19 protein-coding genes are annotated in these 17,133 nt (G+C 73.7%); 6 read left to right on the top strand and 13 right to left on the bottom strand.

Annotated features, from left to right (window positions below; all coding sequences use genetic code 11):
* Positions 1-18: 18 nt before the first annotated feature.
* The 6 genes from HT134_RS10400 to HT134_RS10375 all read right to left on the bottom strand — a co-directional run bounded on the left by HT134_RS10400 (position 19) and on the right by HT134_RS10375 (position 5,220).
* Positions 19-1,221 carry a TolB family protein gene (locus HT134_RS10400; RefSeq protein WP_175599909.1) on the bottom strand — a complete coding sequence of 401 codons (1,203 nt, stop codon included), beginning with the start codon at positions 1,219-1,221 and terminating at the stop codon, positions 19-21.
* On the bottom strand, positions 1,218-1,745 hold the full coding sequence (locus tag HT134_RS10395; protein WP_246363629.1) for an RNA polymerase sigma factor: 528 nt from the start codon (positions 1,743-1,745) through the stop codon (positions 1,218-1,220). Before HT134_RS10395 ends, HT134_RS10400 begins: the two co-directional genes overlap by 4 nt.
* 82 nt (positions 1,746-1,827) lie before the next feature.
* Positions 1,828-2,856 carry an NAD(P)H-dependent flavin oxidoreductase gene (locus HT134_RS10390; protein WP_175599908.1) on the bottom strand — a complete coding sequence of 343 codons (1,029 nt, stop codon included), beginning with the start codon at positions 2,854-2,856 and terminating at the stop codon, positions 1,828-1,830.
* Complete coding sequence (locus HT134_RS10385; protein ID WP_175599907.1) at positions 2,853-3,614, bottom strand: CoA-transferase subunit beta; 762 nt, start codon at positions 3,612-3,614, stop codon at positions 2,853-2,855. Before HT134_RS10385 ends, HT134_RS10390 begins: the two co-directional genes overlap by 4 nt.
* Before the next feature lie 25 nt (positions 3,615-3,639).
* The gene (locus HT134_RS10380) at positions 3,640-4,431 is read right to left on the bottom strand and encodes a CoA transferase subunit A (protein ID WP_217707266.1); all 792 of its coding nucleotides are present in this window, start codon (positions 4,429-4,431) and stop codon (positions 3,640-3,642) included.
* 51 nt (positions 4,432-4,482) lie between these two features.
* Positions 4,483-5,220, bottom strand: a complete 738-nt coding sequence (locus HT134_RS10375) for an enoyl-CoA hydratase family protein (protein WP_175599906.1) — start codon at positions 5,218-5,220, stop codon at positions 4,483-4,485.
* 79 nt (positions 5,221-5,299) lie between these two features.
* Here HT134_RS10375 and HT134_RS10370 point away from each other — a divergent pair, with 79 nt between their 5' ends.
* On the top strand, positions 5,300-6,076 hold the full coding sequence (locus tag HT134_RS10370; RefSeq protein WP_175599905.1) for an SDR family oxidoreductase: 777 nt from the start codon (positions 5,300-5,302) through the stop codon (positions 6,074-6,076).
* Positions 6,077-6,373: 297 nt separating this feature from the next.
* Here HT134_RS10370 and HT134_RS10365 read toward each other — a convergent pair whose 3' ends face one another.
* Entirely contained in the window at positions 6,374-7,195 is an 822-nt protein-coding gene (locus tag HT134_RS10365; RefSeq protein ID WP_175599904.1) for an NIPSNAP family protein, read from the bottom strand.
* Positions 7,196-7,354: 159 nt separating this feature from the next.
* Here HT134_RS10365 and HT134_RS10360 point away from each other — a divergent pair, with 159 nt between their 5' ends.
* The 3 genes from HT134_RS10360 (at position 7,355) to HT134_RS10350 (ending at position 9,720) form a co-directional block, all read left to right on the top strand.
* On the top strand, positions 7,355-7,609 hold the full coding sequence (locus tag HT134_RS10360) for a hypothetical protein (protein WP_175599903.1): 255 nt from the start codon (positions 7,355-7,357) through the stop codon (positions 7,607-7,609).
* 646 nt (positions 7,610-8,255) lie between these two features.
* Positions 8,256-8,528: a hypothetical protein gene (locus tag HT134_RS10355; protein ID WP_175599902.1), complete on the top strand. Its 273-nt coding sequence runs from the start codon at positions 8,256-8,258 to the stop codon at positions 8,526-8,528.
* Positions 8,529-8,904: 376 nt separating this feature from the next.
* Positions 8,905-9,720, top strand: coding sequence for an ATP-grasp domain-containing protein (locus HT134_RS10350; protein ID WP_175599901.1), 816 nt, complete (start codon positions 8,905-8,907; stop codon positions 9,718-9,720).
* A 24-nt stretch (positions 9,721-9,744) separates the two neighbouring features.
* Here HT134_RS10350 and HT134_RS10345 read toward each other — a convergent pair whose 3' ends face one another.
* The 6 genes from HT134_RS10345 to HT134_RS10320 all read right to left on the bottom strand — a co-directional run bounded on the left by HT134_RS10345 (position 9,745) and on the right by HT134_RS10320 (position 15,082).
* Positions 9,745-11,040 carry a DUF2252 domain-containing protein gene (locus tag HT134_RS10345; protein WP_175599900.1) on the bottom strand — a complete coding sequence of 432 codons (1,296 nt, stop codon included), beginning with the start codon at positions 11,038-11,040 and terminating at the stop codon, positions 9,745-9,747.
* Between the two features lie 123 nt (positions 11,041-11,163).
* Positions 11,164-12,156 (bottom strand): hypothetical protein, encoded by a 993-nt coding sequence (locus tag HT134_RS10340; RefSeq protein ID WP_175599899.1) that lies wholly within the window; start codon positions 12,154-12,156, stop codon positions 11,164-11,166.
* A gap of 22 nt (positions 12,157-12,178) precedes the next feature.
* Positions 12,179-12,523 carry a PadR family transcriptional regulator gene (locus tag HT134_RS46845; protein ID WP_312888057.1) on the bottom strand — a complete coding sequence of 115 codons (345 nt, stop codon included), beginning with the start codon at positions 12,521-12,523 and terminating at the stop codon, positions 12,179-12,181.
* A gap of 38 nt (positions 12,524-12,561) precedes the next feature.
* Positions 12,562-13,335, bottom strand: a complete 774-nt coding sequence (locus tag HT134_RS10330) for an SDR family oxidoreductase (protein WP_175599898.1) — start codon at positions 13,333-13,335, stop codon at positions 12,562-12,564.
* Positions 13,336-13,359: 24 nt separating this feature from the next.
* Positions 13,360-14,484: an acyl-CoA dehydrogenase family protein gene (locus tag HT134_RS10325; RefSeq protein ID WP_175599897.1), complete on the bottom strand. Its 1,125-nt coding sequence runs from the start codon at positions 14,482-14,484 to the stop codon at positions 13,360-13,362.
* Positions 14,471-15,082, bottom strand: a complete 612-nt coding sequence (locus HT134_RS10320) for a flavin reductase family protein (RefSeq protein WP_376768078.1) — start codon at positions 15,080-15,082, stop codon at positions 14,471-14,473. Before HT134_RS10320 ends, HT134_RS10325 begins: the two co-directional genes overlap by 14 nt.
* Before the next feature lie 144 nt (positions 15,083-15,226).
* On the opposite strand from HT134_RS10320, the gene HT134_RS10315 reads away from it, so the two are divergent.
* Both HT134_RS10315 and HT134_RS10310 read left to right on the top strand, forming a co-directional pair.
* Positions 15,227-16,396: a thiolase C-terminal domain-containing protein gene (locus HT134_RS10315; protein ID WP_175599896.1), complete on the top strand. Its 1,170-nt coding sequence runs from the start codon at positions 15,227-15,229 to the stop codon at positions 16,394-16,396.
* A 4-nt stretch (positions 16,397-16,400) separates the two neighbouring features.
* The gene (locus tag HT134_RS10310; protein WP_175599895.1) at positions 16,401-16,802 is read left to right on the top strand and encodes a Zn-ribbon domain-containing OB-fold protein; all 402 of its coding nucleotides are present in this window, start codon (positions 16,401-16,403) and stop codon (positions 16,800-16,802) included.
* Positions 16,803-17,133: the final 331 nt, after the last annotated feature.

Here is a 17,133-nt window from a genome sequence, read left to right as displayed (position 1 = left end):
TCCTGACCCTCCTGACCGTCATCGGGCGGCGTGGGCCAGGTCCACGAGGACCTGCGTGCCGCGTCCCGTCTGGTACCACACCATGCCGTCCTGCAGGTGGAGGGTCGGCGGGGCCTTGTCGCCCTTGCGGGTCGGGGTCGTGAACAGCAGGCCGGTGCGTCCCGTGGCGATGTCGTGCACGGCCGTGGCGGCCCTGCCCGCCCGGTCCCGCTGGTGCAGCAGGACGAAGCGGCCCGACAGGAGCGCGTCCGTGGCCGCGCCCGGGAGCGCGCGCCGGCCCGTGCCGTCGCGCCGCCACGCCTCGGCACCGTTGAGGCACCACGTCAGCCCGCAGTCGTTCCACGACGTCCGCCCGGAAGGGGCTCTCGCGTCGCGGGTCTCGCCCGTGATCACGTTCTTGAGGTGCTCCATGGGGCGGGTGACCTCGTGATCCAGCCCGCGCTCCTTCCGCGGCCAGCCGGCCCACGGCCACTCCACCAGGTGGAAGCCCTTCGACCCGAGGACCAGCATCCACTCGGCGCCCTTCGAGTTCAGCCGGACGCGGTAGACCCCGCCGTCCGACGCCGACCACACGGCCATGCCGTCCGCGATGGCCAGGCTCTGCGCCCCGAAGATCTCGTTGTCGCTGGAGACCGGGGCCGTGACCGAGGCGAGGCGGCGCGGGACCCCTCCGCCGACGGGCACGGCCCAGATCTCGACGTTGCCGTCGTGGATCGTCGACCACGCGACGTACCCGTCGCCGGAGACCACCGGCCCGTGCGGCTGACGCCCCTTCACGAGCGGGGCGATCCTGGTGAAGCGCCGCTTGTCCACGTCGTACGACCAGATGCCGTCGGGCCGGTTCTTCGTGAGCCCTTGTCCCACCACGACCCGGTCGCTGACGAACCCGTTCGGCACGAACGCCCGGCCGCCCGGCGCCGTGGTCGGGATCTCGTGCACCGCGCCCGGCCACACCTGCCGGACCGGCGGCGCCAAGCCGCCGAGGGCGGAGGTGACCGGCGCGGCCGGGACAGGCGGCGCGACCGGCGCGACCGTGCGCGTGCCCACCACGGTGGCCGCCACCACGACGACGATCGCCGCCGCCACCGCCACCGGCGCCCACCACCTGCCGCCGGACCGCCTCGCGCGCGGCACGGGCAGCACCCCCGTCGCCCCGTCGTCCGGCACGGTCGCGGCCTTGGCGGCCAGCGCGTCCCTGAGTCGTTCCTCGACGCCGGTCATGCCTTGTCCTCCAGCTCTCCCAGTTCGCGCTTGAGCCGGTCCAGGGCCCTGGAGGCGGTGGACCGCACGGTGCTCTCCCGGACGCGCGTCGCCTGCGCGATGTCGGCGTCGGACAGATCGAGGTAGTAACGCAGCACGAGGATCTCGCGCTGCCGCCTGGGCAGCCGGCCCAGCGCGGCCAGCATCTCCTGCCGTGCCTCGCCGAGCAGCGCGGCCGTCTCCGCGGAGCCCACCGGCTCCTCCCGCCGTCCCGGCAGGACCCGCGCGGCGACGGCGCGCCGGCGCAGGAGCGAGCGCGCGGCGTTCAGCACGCCGACGCGCACGTACGCCAGGCTCAACGTCTCGGGACGCCTGCCGTGCATCCTGGAGAAGACGTCCTGGACGACGTCCTCGGCGCTCTCCCGGTCCCCGACGAGCAGCAGCGCCAGGCGCACCAGCGCGAGCCGGTGCTCGGCGTACAGGCCGGCCAGCACCGCCTCGGCGCCCGGCGGGGCGGGCGCGCGGGCGGCTGTCTCCATGTTCATGACCTGAGAACGCGCGTGGACCCCGATCCGCTGCTTCCGCCGGGGCACGCCCTCAGCGGACGGCGTGCCCCGGCGCCCGCCGTCAGCGGACGGGCAGGCGCTTCAGCGCCGCCTCCGCCTCCGCCATGATCCGCCCGATCAGCTCCTCGCACGACGGCAGGTCGCCGATCACCCCCACCACCTGGCCCGAGGCCATCACCCCGAGGTCGCCGCGGCCCTCCACCATGGCCGCCCGCAGCAGCACCGGCGTGTTCGCCGCCTGGAGCACCTGCGCCCACGTCAGGTCGCGGCCGTGCCGCATGCGCCGCCCCTCGCGGATCATCGCCGCCCACGACAGCCCGGACAGCCGCTTGAACCGCGCCCCGTTGACCACCGCCCGCCACAGCCGTGAGCGCTCCAGCGACTCCACGAACGGCGTGCGCAGCACCCGGTGCGGCACGCCGTCCACCTTCGTGGTGACCAGCGTCTCGGCCGCCTCCAGGTAGAGCCGCTTGACCGCGTCGGGCACCGGCGAGTCGCGGGTCAGCAGGAACCGCGTGCCCATGGCGATCCCGCACGCCCCGTACGCCAGCGCCGCCACCAGCCCCCGCCCGTCGAAGAACCCCCCGGCGGCGACCACCGGGATGTCCACGGCGTCCACCACCTGCGGTAACAGCAGCGTCGTGGCCAGCGGCCCGGTGTGCCCGCCGCCCTCGCCGCCCTGCACGATCACCGCGTCGGCGCCCCAGGAGGCCACCTTCTCGGCGTGCCGCCGCGCCCCGACCGACGGGATCGTCACCACGCCCGCGTCCTTCAGCCGGGCGATCAGCTCCCTGCGCGGCGCCAGCGCGAACGAGGCGACCCGCACCCCCTCGCGGATCATCACCTCGACCCGCTCGGCGGCGTCGTCGGCGTCGGAGCGGATGTTCACCCCGAACGGGGCGTCCGTGCGCTCCTTGACGGTCCTGATCGCGCCGGTCATCTCGGTCACCGACATCGTGGCGGCGGCGATGATCCCGAGACCGCCCGCGCGGGAGGTGGCCGCGGCCAGCCGGGCGCCCGCCACGTACCCCATGCCGGTCTGCACGATCGGGTGGCGGCAGCCGACGAGCTCGGTCAGCGCGGTCCTCACGCCGCGCCCCCGGCAGCTCCGTTACCTCCGGCGCGGGGCTCGGGGACCTCGCGGTGGCGCAGGCCGCGCGGGTCCAGCACCTCGTCCAGCAGCCGCAGCTCCCCGGCCGTGGGCGTCCGGGTCTCGGGCACGTCGGCGGGCACGTCCAGCTCGAACCCGGTGGCCGCCACCACCTCCTCCACGCTCACCCCGGGATGCGCCGAGACCAGCCGCATCGTGCCCCCGGGCCCGCCGAGGTCCAGCACCGCGAGGTCCGTCACCACCCGCCGCAGCCCGTGCGCGCCCCTGTCGGTGCCGACGCCGCTGACCATGTCCACCTTCGGCACGAACACCCGGGGGGAGTGGCGCGGGATCCAGTAGCTCGTCGGGTCGCAGCGGGTGTTGCCCGGGGCCCCGCGCACGCCGAGGAGCTGCGCCCTGGGCCGGTCCCAGTCGCCGATGCACGAGATGTTGGTGTTGCCGTGCCGGTCGATCTGGCTCGCGCCCAGCATCACGTGCCGCCGGCCGTTCAGCACCAGCCACAGGTGGTCGCGGAACGGCAGCCAGCCCTCGACCACCTCGGGCGCCTCGCCCAGCGCCGGCACGTCGCCGGTGAGCAGGCAGACGCCGTCACTGGTCAGCAGGTCCGGCTCGAACGTCAGCCGCGCCAGCCGCGCCCCCAGCACCGTGACCGCCCCGCCGATCCCCGCCGCCAGGATCTCGCCGTCGCCCCTGAACGCCTCGGCGCACGCCACCACGCAGACGTCGGCCCTGCTCATCGCGCACGTACCTTCCTCACCGACGTCAGCCCTGTTCACCGCGCACGTACTCCTCCCAAGGGGTCTCCGCGTAACGCCGCTGCGCCTCCTCGTCGCGCCCGTAGTCCGGCTCGCACGCGGTGAACCCGGCCCCGCCGGGCGCCTCCACCACGCCGGTCACCATCGACCTGCTCACCAGCAGCGACTGCACCGGCCCCTCCTTGAGCAGGTCCGCGGTGTCCACCAGCCGCTCGCACGAGACGTAGGCGCTCGCCGCCGCCTTGACGTACAGGTCGTCGAGGTACGGGTCCGGGCCGAGGTACTGGGCGTTGCCGCGCCGGTCGGCCCGGTTGAGATGGACCAGCGCCGCGTCCAGCGTGAGCGCGGGCACGGCCACCAGCTCCTCCCCGTCCCCGTACGGCGAGCGGACGGTCCGCAGGTGCAGGTTGACCCGCATCACGTCCGAGCCGAGCCCGGCCCGCGTCGGCAGGAACGGCAGCCGGTGCGCCGCCGCCAGCAGGCCGAACATGAACATGCCCTCGTCGTACTCGGTGAACTCGACGGCCCCGTTCTGGCGGGCCCGCCGGAAGTGCGGTTCGAGCGGGATCGAGTCGAGCGTCACGAACGGGGCGACGACCCGGCGGACCTTGCCGGCGGCGCAGAGCATGCCCACGTCCGGCCCGCCGTACGAGACGATCGTGAGGTCCCGCAACGGCGCGCGGAGCAGGCCTCGCACCAGGGCCATCGGCTTGCGCCGCGAACCCCAGCCGCCGATCCCGATCGTCATGCCGCTCTCCAGCCGCCCGACGACCTCCTCGACGGTCATGACCTTGCCCATGCGGCCTCCTCGCCCAAGCCCCGCCTCCGCGCCCAAGCCCCGCCTCCGCGCTCATGAACCCGCCACGAAGCGGTGGCGGTGCTCGTCGCCCTTGCCGAGGAGGTTCAGCTCGAAGGTGAACCCCTGCTCGAACCGGTAGCTCCGCTTGACGTCCACGGGATCGATGCCGTTCAGCGACTCCTTGGCCAGCCGGATCACGCACGGGTCCTTGTCGGCGATGCGCCCGGCCACCTCCATCGCGGCGTCCGGCAGCGCCTGGCGCGGCACCACGTCCAGCACCGAGCCGAACGCCAGCAGCTCGGCCGCCGTCACGTTGCGGCAGGTGTAGACCATGGCCCGCATGAGGTGCGCCGGGACGAGCCGGGCGAGGTGCGTCGCCGCGCCGAGCGCCCCGCGGTCCACCTCGGGCAGCCCGAAGTAGGCGTCGTCGGAGGCCACGACGACGTCCGCGTTGCCGGCCAGCCCGATGCCGCCGCCCAGGCAGAAGCCGTGGACCGCGGCCACCACCGGCACGGGACAGTCGTAGACGGCGGCGAAGGCGGCGTGGCAGCCCCGGTTGGCTCCGACGAGCGCCTGGTGGCCGTCGCCGGCCTGCATCTCCTTGATGTCCACGCCCGCGTTGAACCCGCGTCCCTCGGCGCGCAGGACGACGACCCGGGTCACGGGGTCCCGCCCGGCGTCGTGGAGGGCGTCCGCCAGGTCGTGCCAGTGCCGTACGGCGAGGGCGTTGACCGGCGGGACGTCCATGACGACCTCGGCGATCGGGCCGGCGCGCAGCGTGATTCCCATCCCACTCCCGGAGTGCTCGCCTCGCTTGCTTCGTCCCGCGCTTGCTTTGTCCTAGCGCTTGCTTGGTACGGTAGCACCCGTGACCGTGACTTACGACTACGCGGGCAAGGTCGTCCTCGTGACGGGAGGGACCAAGGGGATCGGCGCCGGCATCGCCCGAGCCTTCCGGGAGGCGGGCGCCACGGTCGTCGTCTGCGCCCGCACCCCGCCGGCGGGGGAGACAGGGGACGCGTCCGCCCGGACCGGCAGGGAGGCGGACATGGTGCCCATCGAGTTCGTCCGGGCCGACGTGCGTGATCCCGCGGACGTCGCCCGCCTGATCTCCGGGTTCGACCGGCTGGACGTCGTCGTCAACAACGCGGGCGGCTCACCCCAGGCGCCCCTGGACGGCACCTCGCCCCGCCTGCACGCCCGCGTCATCGAGCTCAACCTGACGGCGCCCCTGCTGGTGTCGCAGCGGGCGTACCCGCTCCTGAAGGCGTCGGGCGGGGCCGTCATCATGATCGGCAGCGCGAGCGGCACACGCCCCTCGCCCGGCACCTCCGCGTACGGGGCCGCCAAGGCCGGCCTGCACCACCTGGCGCGCTGCCTGGCGGCGGAGTGGGCTCCCGAGGTACGGGTCAACTCGGTGGTGGTCGGCCTCGCGGCCACGGAGAACGCGGAGGAGCACTACGAGGGCGGGCGCGCGGCGGCCGAGGCCACGATCCCGGCGGGCCGCATGGCGACGCCGGAGGACGTGGCGCGGGTGTGTCTGTGGCTCGGCAGCCCCGGATATGTGACGGGCGCGGAGATCCAGGTCCATGGGGGCGGTGAGACACCGGCGTGGCGCTGGGCCGGACACCCCGCCATGCCGTGACACCGGACCGGCGGAGCCTCGGTGAGGTTGTCGGAGGGTCGAGTGGGCGGAGCGCCTTCCGGCCGAGGGGTCGGGCGAGCGGTCGGCTCTCGGGTGGAGGAGGCGAGGCAGGCGTCGAGGCTTCCGGCCGAGGACCGAGTGGGTGGCGGCCATTTCGCTGGGTGGGGCGGAAAGGTGGTGAGAGGGTTCCCGCTGGGTGGGGCGGAGAGGTGGTGAGGGGTTCCCGCTCGGTCGAGGACGGAAGGTGGCGAGGAACTCCCACTCGGTCGAGGACGGAAGGTGGCGAGGAACTCCCGGTCAGCGGAGGGCGGATCGGGCGGTGGGGGCGAGGCGGAAGCGCTGCGGCGGACCCGCCACGCGTCCCTCCAGCAGGGACACCTCCTCCTCCAGAACCCCGCGGGCCTTCCCCAGGTCCTCCTCCCGCTCGAACCGGGCGAACCACACGAAGACGTCCTCGCCAGTCCGTACGGGGAGGGCGGGATAGGTGTTGGGGGAGTGCTCGCTCTCGAAGCACGCGACCGGTGACCCGCCGCCCTCCGCGAGCACCGGAACGACACGCTCGGCGAAGAAGGCCGGGAACCCCGCCACATCTCCCACCACATGGTGAACGGTCGCGAGGTACACGGACCCCGGGAGAGCGACGGCTCCTACAGGAGGCCGCGTCGTGGCCGGGAAGGGATCGCCGGTGGCGCCGTGGTGCTCGGCCGGGATCGGGTCGTCCGCCGCTCCGAGGTGGCGCGCCTGGGACGGATCGTTCGCGGTGTCTGGACCGCCGAGAGCGTCCTGAGAGCGCGTCGGGGGCTCGCCGTGACCGACGGACAAGGCCGCCGGGCGGAGCAGCAGGACGTCATCGGAGTCGATCATCGTCGCGTTGGCCGCCTCGCGGTGGGCCTTCCAGACGGGGCCGCCGTAGAAGGCGGCCAGCGCCACCCGGCGAGCCTCCATGTCGGGAAATTTCCGCATCCAGAAGAAGATGTCTGGCGCGTCCAGGTCGCGGAACTGGCCGGCCACACCGATGCCCACCGCCTCCTGCGACTCGACGAACTCGCGCTCGAACAACTCGATCAAGGTGTCGCGCCGCCCAGGGTGCAGGGTGTAGCGCCGAAGCTCGTAGATCATGCGGGTGACGCTAGGAGTGGTCCACTGACATCTTGTGTCAGCGTACGGAAGACCCGAGCAAAATTCTGATCACCCTATGCTATGGATCAGTAACGCAGCGTTATAGGATCGGTCCAGTCAGACAGCCTGCCCGTCCATCGGCGAAGGAGCCGTACCGAAGTGATCAAGAGTCTGAGCGCCGCCTGTGCCATGACGGCGACCGCCGCGCTCACCCTGCTGGCCGCCCCGGCGAACGCCGACACCTGGACCGACAACTGGAGTCGCAACATCGACTCCTCGCAGTCCGGCAACACCTTCGGCGACGTCGACGCGTCCAACCTCGGCTGGGGCCGCTCCACCAGCGTCAACAACGTCAACGGTGTCGCGACGACGGCGACCCAGGGCAGCACCGTCATCACCTACGTCTTCTACTGAGCCCCGAGCCTCCGTCCGGCCCAGCCCATCTCCGGCCCAGCCAGTCTCCTGAGCCAGCCCGTCTCCCGTTGACCGAGCGCAGGCCCTGTCGGTCCTACCGGCCTCACGGCCCGCCACCCCCCCTCAGCCCACCCAGCCGCCCATCAACCACCACCCTGTACTTCGGCCGGCCCGCCCCGTCTCCTCCGAACCTGCCCTCCGCCCCGACCTGGTCGTCGGCAGATCCCCCTTTCACCTGCCCTCGATCAGGGTCGCGGTCCGGCTCCACGCTCGCACCCGGGCCCACGCCGTATCCACGTCCATCCCGTCCCGAAGTCCGCCCCCCATCCCGGTGCACGATGCTGCCTGCCGCTCCCTTCCCGGCAGGCCGCCCATGCCTGCCATTCCCTCCCGGGCAGGCAGCCCCTTCCGGGAGCTCCTCCGCCGGAGAGGCTCTCCCCCGGTGGGCCTCTCTCTCCCTGGGCCCTCATCCCCCGGGGGGTTCTTCTCCGGCGGACGGCTCCGACCTCGGCCTCATCGAGGCATGCCTGGCTCCAGCCGGTGGCTCCAGCCGGTAGTCCTTCGCCCCGGCCGGCCGCTCTCGATGCGTCCGCCCAAGCCGCTCACCCTCATCTCCGAACCGTCTACTAACCCCGAGGAGACCCTCATGAAGAAGCTCCGCGCCACCGGCCTCGTCCTGGTCACCGCCGGCGCCGCCCTCGCCACGGCCGCGAGCCTGGCCGTCGCCCCCGCCGGCGCCGACACGGCCGTCTCCGACTCCAGCTCCAACCGCGAGTCCTCCCAGTCGGGCAACATCTTCGGCGACATCGCGGTCCAGAACAGGGGCACCGGCGCCTCCACCAACGTCACCTCGGTCAACGCCAACACCTCCACCGCCGCCCGCCGCAGCGGCGCGGCCGTGAGCAACCGCGTCGACTAGGCGCCCTCAGGGCTTCCGTGAGAGTGGCGAGCCCGGCCTGCTGCGTGACCGCGCCCCGGTCCAAGCTCCCGGGGGTCTCGAACGGCCCTCGGCGAAGCCGGGGCGGCAGCCGGGCGCCGCTCGTCGATCCTCCGGAGGTCGCGCACGAGCGATCCGGGCGCCGCTCACGCGCGATCGATCACGGAAGGAAGCCGGACGCGCCACGGCCCGCGACGGCCCGCCACAGCCCGCCACAGCCCGCGACGGCTCGCGACGGCCCGCCGCCACGGCCCGCGACGGCCCCGGGAGGAGACCCCGGGCCGACGATGACCCCCGCGAGGTGGGGCCCCTCCCCGCCTCTCGGGCCGCGCGGGCGATGGGCCGTACCATCGTCGCCGTGACTACCTGTGCATATGTGACGTTTGACGACAAAGACGACCATGACGACGAGCGTGAGCTCGTCCTGGCCGCCTGGAAGGAGGAGGGCGTCGACGGGCGCGCCGAGCGCTGGGACGACCCCGCCGCCGACTGGGCGGCCTACGACGCCGTGGTCGTGCGCTCCGTGTGGGACTACGTCTCCCGGCGCGACGAGTTCCTCGCCTGGGCCCGGCGGGTCGAGGAACACACGAAGCTGCTCAACCCCGCCTCGGTGCTGGCCGACAACACCGACAAGACCTACCTGCGCCGCCTGGGGCTCCCCGTCGTGCCCACGCACTGGTCGGCGGAGAACCTTCCCGACTGGCAGGAGTACGTCGTCAAGCCGGCGATCTCGGCGGGCGCCCGCGACACCATCAGGACCACCGACCGCGCCGCGGCGGCCGCGCACGCCGCCCTGCTGGAGGCGTCCGGACGCACGCCCATGGTCCAGCCCTACCTCGACATGGTCGAGTCCGAGGGCGAGACCTCGCTCCTGTACTTCAACCGCCGCTTCAGCCACGCCGTCCGCCGCACGCCCATGCTGACCCCGGGCAAGTCGGGCGCCGATCACGTGCGGGCGCAGCTCCGCACCCCGGACCCGGACCAGGTCGAGCTCGCCGAGAAGGTGCTTGCCGCCATCCCCCAAGCCCTTCTGTACGCGCGGATCGACCTGGTCCGGCTGCCCGACGGCACTCCGGTGGTGATCGAGCTGGAGCTCACGGAGCCGTACCTGTTCCTGCGCTACGAGCCGCAGGCGCCCGGCAACCTGGCCAGGGCGCTGCGCGAGCTGCTCTGAGCGAGCTCCTCTGAGGCCGACGGGTCACACGCCGGGGAGCCGGCCGTTGCGGAAGAGGTCGACGAAGGTCTGGTGGTCGGCGCGGGCCTGGGTCCCGTACCGGTGCGCGAAGTCCACCAGCATGCCGACGAACCCGGCGCCGTCGTCGCCCACCACCGCCACGATCGACTCCTCGGTCGAGAAGTCCACGAGGTCGTGGCTGGACTCGTCGTCGGCGACGGCGTGCATGCGCGCCACCGCCCGGCCCAGGTCGCGCACGATCGAGTCCAGCTCGGCCGGCTCGTTGACGTCGTCCCAGTCCAGGTCGGCCGAGTACGGCGAGACCTCGGCCACCATCTGTCCCACGCCGCCCAGCGTGGTGTAGCCGAGCCACGGGTCGGCGTACGCCTGCAGCGCCCGCTGCGACTCGGCGGTCCGGTGCCCCTGGTGCAGGAAGTAGCCGGTCACCTTCTCGTCGGTGATGTACCGCGCCACGGCCGGCACCTGGGCCTGCTTCATGTAGAGGATGACGTCGTTCTCCAGCGCCTGCGAGCGCCCCTCCAGCAGCAGGTTGTACGAGGGCAGCCCGGCCGACCCGATGCCGACCCCCTTGCGCAGCGCGACGTCCTTGATGACGTGCTCGACGGAGGTCGTCTGCGCGGGCAGCGTGGTCAGGTAGTCCTCGAACGCGGCGAGCACGGCCGAGCGGACGTCCGGGTCGACGGGCTCCCGCCCCTCCATGATCGCGAAGCGCCGGTCGTAGTCGTCGATGACGGTCTCCACGTCGAGCATGGCCACCCGGGTACGCAGCCGCGCCGTCTGGAGCACCCGGTGCAGGACGCCGGTCGTGGTGCCGAGCGTGAGCGACCCGATCGCGTCGTCGCCGCCCCGTGCGATGGCGGTCAGCTCGTCCAGGTACGAGACGGCGAAGCCGCGCACGAGCGCGGTGATCACCTCGTCCGACAGGGCCTTGGCGTACCCGATGAGCGCCACGCTCGCGGCGAAGCGCTTGAGGTCCCAGGTGTACGGCCCGACGTACGCCTCGTCGAAGTCGTTGACGTTGAAGACGAGCACGCCGGAGGCGTTCATGTACGTGCCGAAGTTCTCGGCGTGCAGGTCGCCGTGGATCCAGACCCGGCTGGTGGGGCCGTCCAGGTAGGAGTCGTCGGCGAAGTCGCCGGTGAGGTCGGCGTAGAACAGGCTCGCGCTGCCACGGTAGAACGCGAACGGCGAGGCGGCCATCTTGCGGAACTTGCGCCGGAACGCGGCCGGTTCGCGCTTGATCGACTCGCCGAACTCCGTGGTGAGAACGTCGAGCAGGAAGGAGGAGCGGGTTGCCATACACCGGACAGTAGGGCGTCCCCGCCCCCGCCGCCTAGGTTGTCAGGGCGGATGTGGTGGACGGTCAGGCGGCCGGGTCGGGCCGCCTGGCCCAGCCGGTCAGGCGGTCGGTCAGGCCGCTGGTCAGGCGGCCCGACCGGGTCTCATGCGCCGCGCCGGGGGCAGCAGCCGCCTCCCCGTGACGGCCAGGGGCGGTATCACCACCGCGAGCACGCCGCACAGCACCGCGGCGGGCCCCCACACCACCTCGGCGCCCGGCACCGGCCACGCCATGGGCAGGCGCCACGCGAGCAGCAGCGTCCCCGCCGCCGCCAGCGCGAGGCGAGCCGAGGGTGCCCACCCGCGGCGCAGGGCGACGACACCCGCCACGGCACAGGCCACGGCCGCGATCGCGTCGGGAAGGAACAGGGACGACAGAGCCAGCAGCGGCTCGAACGCCGAGTCCCACGGCAGCGGCGCCCGCAGGAGCAGCACCGACGGCAGGACGGCGGCCACCGGGGGCAGGAGGAGGCGCCACGGGCGGACGGTCGCCGGCGCCTCGGCGTGGAAGCCCGCCAGCAGCGCGAGCACCGGCACCGACGCCATGAGCGCGGCGGGCGGCGCCGCCCAGGTGAGCTGGTCGCCCGGCCCGGCGCCGATCAGCAGGAGCGAGACCGTTCCCGCCGCGACCGCCGTGACCTTGGCGGGGCCGGTGAAGCCGCGCATGACGGCCACGAACGCGACGACCCAGAGCACATCGGCCACCACCGGGAACGGCGAGGGGGCGGCGCCGAGGACGGGAAGGTGCGCGGCGGCCGAGGCCGCCCGCCACACGAGGCCGTGAACGCCCAGCGTCGCCTGGTAGGCCAGGCCGAGCAGCGCCACGAGCCGGACCGTCTCACCCCAGGCGGCGGCCCGCGCGCCCGCGCCGCCGAGCCGCACCCGCACCGCGAGGGCGGCCACGCTGGCGAGCTCGCCCCACCGCGGCCGGGGGCCGCGCTCGTCGGGGACGTCACCGGACATCTCCAGGAACGCCGCGACCATCTCCTCCTCCCGCTCGGCCCGGTAGGAGGCCGGCAGGAGCCGCAACGCGGCACGGTAGCGGCGCTCCAGCAACACCGGCTCGGGATCGTTCACGCAGTCCTCCAGATGCTCGGTCTCACGTCGTGCCCTCCGCCGGGCGCGCCGGCAGGCCCCTCGCCCGCAGGCGGGAGCGCGCGGCGGCGGCGTTGGCGGCCAGCCGGGCGGCCTCCTCCTCCAGGATCCGCGCGCCGTCGTCGGTCAGCCGGTAGTAGCGCCGCAGCCGTCCCCGCCATATCTCCTCGCGGTCGAGTTCGACCAGTCCGTCGCCGGCGAGCCGGTCCAGCACGCCGTACAGGCTGCCGATCTTGAGTTGCACCCGCCCGCCGGACAGGCGCTCGACCTCCTGGACGATGCCGTAACCATGCCGGGGCTCGTCCACCAACGCGGTGAGGGCGAGGAACATGGGCTCGGTGACGTTCACGAGCCCACTATATCCTGTGAGCCAAGATATGGTGAGTATCAGGGGTGCTGAGAGGAGACGGACACGACCTCGCCCGTCATGTACGACGCGTAGTCGCTGGCCAGGAAGACGATGACGTTGGCCACCTCCCACGGCTCCGCCGAGCGCCCGAACGCCTCGCGCGCCGTGAGCTCCGCCAGCACGTCCTCGCTGGTCACCTTCGCCAGGAACGGGTGGACGGCCAGCGACGGCGCCACCGCGTTGACCCGCACGCCGTGCCCGGCCGCCTCCAGCGCGACGCACCGGGTCAGCGCCATCACGCCGGCCTTGGCCGCCGCGTAGTGCGCCTGCCCGCGCTGCGCCCGCCAGCCCACGACCGAGGCGTTGTTGACGATGACGCCGGAGCCCTGGGCGGCCATCCGGCGCACGGCGGCCCTGGTGCAGCGCATGGTGCCGGTCAGGGTCACGTCGATGACCGCGTGCCACTGCTCGTCCGTCATCGCGGCCAGCTCGGCCGTCCCGCCCAGCCCGGCGTTGTTGACGAGCACGTCCAGCCGCCCGTGCCGCCGCTCCACCGCCTCGAACAGCCCGTCCACCTGCTCCTGCGACGTCACGTCGCACGGCACGGCCAGCGGCTCGACGCCGGTCAGCTCGGCCAGCGCCGCGGAGGCCTCGCCCAGGCGCCGCTCGTGCCGGTCGGACACGACGACGACGGCGCCCTCCTCGGCGCAGCGCCGGGCGGTCGCGTAGCCGATGCCGGCCCCCGCCGCGGCCGTCACGAGCGTGACCTTGCCGTCGAGCAGGCCGTGCGCCCGCGGGTAGAGGGGTCCCATCGTGCTCCCGTCTCCAGAGGATCTCTATCGAGGCAGGCCCAGCGTCCGTTCGGCGATGATCGTGCGCTGGATCTCGCTGGACCCGGCGTAGATGGTGTCGGCGCGGCTGAACAGGTAGAGCCGCTGCAGGTCGTTCAGCTCGCCGTCGCGGGCGACCAGCCCGGCCCGGCCCTGGACCGCCTGGGCCAGCTCGCCGAGCCTTCGGTGCCACTCCGACCAGTAGAGCTTGCCGATCGACGCCTCCGGCCCCGGGTCGGGCCGCATCGTCCGCAGCGCGTTGAGGCGCATGATCCGCAGCTCCAGCCAGGCCCGGACCAGCCGGTCGCGCAGCACCGGGTCCTCGGCCGCCCCCGTGCGCCGGGCCGTCTCGACGACCTTGTCCAGCTCCCGGCGGAACCCGATCTGCTGCCCCAGCGTGGACGCGCCGCGCTCGTGGGCGAGCGTCGCCATGGCCACCCGCCAGCCGTCGCCGGGCGCGCCGACGACGTTGGCGGCGTCGGTCGTCGCGCCGTCGAAGAACACCTCGTTGAACTCCGACGTGCCGGTCATCTGCACGATCGGCCGCACCTCGACGCCGGGCTGGCGCATCGGGACCAGCAGGTACGACAGGCCGCGATGCCGCTGGGAGCCCGGCTCGGTACGGCAGAGCACGAAGCACCAGTCGGCCACGTGGGCCAGCGACGTCCACACCTTCTGCCCGTCGATCACCCACCGGCCGCCCTCCAGGCGCGCGCGGGTGCGCACGCCGGCCAGGTCGGAGCCCGCGTCCGGCTCGGAGTAGCCCTGGCACCACAGCTCCTCGCCGCGCTGGACGGGCGGCAGGAACCGGTCCTTCTGCTCCTCCGTGCCGAACTGCAGGAGGGTGGGGCCGAGCAGCCCTTCGCCGATGTGGCCCACGCGGGCCGGGGCGTCGGCCCGCGCGTACTCCTCGTGGAAGGCCACCTGGTCGGCCAGGGACGCCGCCCGCCCGCCGTACCGTTCGGGCCAGGCCAGGCAGGTCCAGCCCGCCTTGCCGAGATGGCGCTCCCAGGCCAGCCGCAGCTCGTGCCCCTCGTGCTCGCGGCCGGGGCCGCCGAGGCCGCGCGCGCCGGCGAACGGGCCGGTCAGGTTCTCCTCCAGCCAGGCCCGCGCCTCCTCACGCAGGCTCAACGAAGCCCCCGTAGCCGCCGCGGAAGAACACCAGCGGACCGCCGTCGGCGTGGACGTCGAGCTGGAGCACCCGGGCGACCACGATCACGTGGTCGCCGGCCGGGTGCTCGGCCTCGACCGCGCAGTCGATCCAGGCCAGCGCCCCGTCCAGCACGGGGTTGCCGCCGGGGGAGCCGGTCCACTTCAGGCCGGCGAACTTGTCGCCGCCCCTGGTCGCCATCTGCGCGCACACCGGCTGCTGGTGCTCGGCCAGCACGTTCACGGTCAGCACGTCGGCGCCCCGCACGCGCGGCCAGCTCGTGCTGGTGTGCGCCACGCAGAACGCGACGAGCGGGGGCTCCAGCGACACGGACGTGAACGAGTTGGCCGCCAGCCCGCACGGGCCGCCCGTCGCCGGGTCGAGCGCGGTGATCGCCACCACGCCGGTGGCGAAGCGGCCGAGCACCTGGCGGAACCGCAGCGCGTCGAGGTGGCCGTTCGCGCTCTGGGGGACAGGGCCGTTGGGCATGGCGGCTCCGTGGAGGGTCCTGCGCTGGTAGGGCGTGGGACGGCCGGCACAGCCGTCCGGCGTGACGAGCCGGGCAGCGTGTGTGCTCATCGTGGGGCCTCCTTCGTCCGCCTGACGGACTCTATCTTACCAAGCGCTTGCTTGGACGGTAGGCGCGGGGCGGAAAGCCTGTCAAGCCGCCCCCGCCCGCGGGTCTCGTTGACAGGCCCGCGACGGGCGGCCTAGCATGGACTGATGGCCAAGCGCTTGCTTGATTTCCGGGACCGTACGGCCGTCGCCGGCGTGGGCTACACGCCGTTCACCAAGGACTCGGGCGTCAGCACCCTCACGCTGGCCTGCCGCGCCGTGCTGGCCGCCCTGGACGACGCCGGGCTCGGCCCCGGCGACGTGGACGGCCTGGCAACCCACCGCGTCGGCGACTCGGCGGCGCCCACGCTGGTCGGGCCCGCGCTCGGCATCCGCGACCTGAGCTGGCATCTCGACCAGTTCGGCGGGGGCAGCGTCTCCCACGCCGTCGTCGGCCAGGCCGCGCTGGCCGTGGCCGCCGGGGTGGCCGAGACCGTGGTCTGCTACCGCGCGATCAACGCCCGCTCGGAGTTCCGCATGGGCGGCACCGGCCGCGGCCTGCCCGCGAGCCCCGAGGTGCAGTACCAGGCGCCGTACGGCCTGTTCGCGCCGCCGCAGCAGTACGCGATGTACGCCCGCGCCCACATGCTCAAGTACGGCACCACGGCCGAGCACTTCGGCCGGCAGGCCGTCACCCAGCGCGCCAACGCCGTCAAGAACCCCCGCGCCCTCATGCGCGCCCCCATCACGCTCGACGACTACCTCGCCAGCCGGTGGATCGCCGAGCCGTTCCGGCTGCTGGACTGCTGCCTGGAGACCGACGGCGCCTGCGCGCTGGTCGTCACCACCGCCGAGCGGGCCCGCGACCTGCGCCGGCCGGCCGTGCTCGTCTCGGCCGCCGCCTGGGGCGGCGGGGAGAGCCACCTGTCGGGCGGCCCCGCCGACCCCACCACCACGGCCGCCGCCGCCCTCGCGCCCCGCCTGTACGGCCGGGCCGGCCTCGGCCCGCGGGACGTGGACGTGGCCCAGCTCTACGACTGCTTCACGTACTCGGTGATCGTCCAGCTGGAGGACTACGGGTTCTGCCCGAAGGGCGAGGGCGGGCCGTACGCGGCCTCGGGCGCCACGGCCCTGGACGGCGAGCTGCCGGTCAACACCCACGGCGGCTTCCTGTCGGAGGGCTACGTCCACGGCATGAACCACGTCGCCGAGGCCGTCTCGCAACTGCGCGGCGACGCGGGGGACCGGCAGGTGCCGGGCGCGGAGGTGGCCCTGTCCACGGCCCAGCCCGGGTACGTGCTGCCCGCGACGTCGGCGCTGATCCTCAGGAAGGACTGATCGCATGCGCCCGGTGTTCCAGGTGGCGACGGACCGCGACTCGGCCCCGTGGTGGGAGCGGACCGGGCGGGGGGAGTTCGCGGTGCAGCGGTGCGACGCCTGCGGCCGCGCCCGCTTCCCGGCCAGGGCGTTCTGCCCGGCCTGCCGGACCGAGCGGTGGCACTGGGAGGCGGCCGAGCCCGAGGGGACCGTGGAGAGCTGGATCGTCAACCACCAGGCGTTCGGCGCGGGCGACGGCGAGCCGTACGTGGTGGTCATGGTGCGGCCGGCCGCCGTGCCGGACTGCCTGCTGCACGGCGGGTGGCGGGCGGCCCGGGAGCCGGTGGGCGGGGAGCGGGTCAGAGGCGTGTTCACGCCGGGGGCCAGCGGTCTCACGCTCGTCGACTGGGAGCCCGCCGGGGAGTGAACGGCCTCCCGCGGGGCCGTGGCGGCCGTCCGAGGCTCTCGGAGGGGCGACCGTGGGCAGAGAACGGAACGCGCGCCCTGGCGGGCGTGGGGGACCCGCCAGGACGCGCTTCCAGCCCCATGCGCGGCGACGCCAGGACTCCGGCGAGGGATGGAGTCCTAGATCGATGGTTCGCGCACGGAGTCGGTGGGGGAGTGCGAGGACTCCTGTCGCCGGCAACGCACGGTCGGCCTGGTCGGCACGGTACTGCCGTTCCGGGTGTCCGAGCAGGTAAGACCGAACGTATGGCGGCGCACCGCGTAACGCAGTAAACGTGGTGCATCGTCTGGGT

It is taken from the genome of Nonomuraea rhodomycinica, from assembly GCF_013363995.1.
Classification (GTDB): Bacteria; Actinomycetota; Actinomycetes; order Streptosporangiales; family Streptosporangiaceae; genus Nonomuraea; species Nonomuraea rhodomycinica.
The sequence above is the reverse complement of the archived record's forward strand: the minus strand, read 5'-3'. Positions and strand labels throughout refer to the sequence as shown.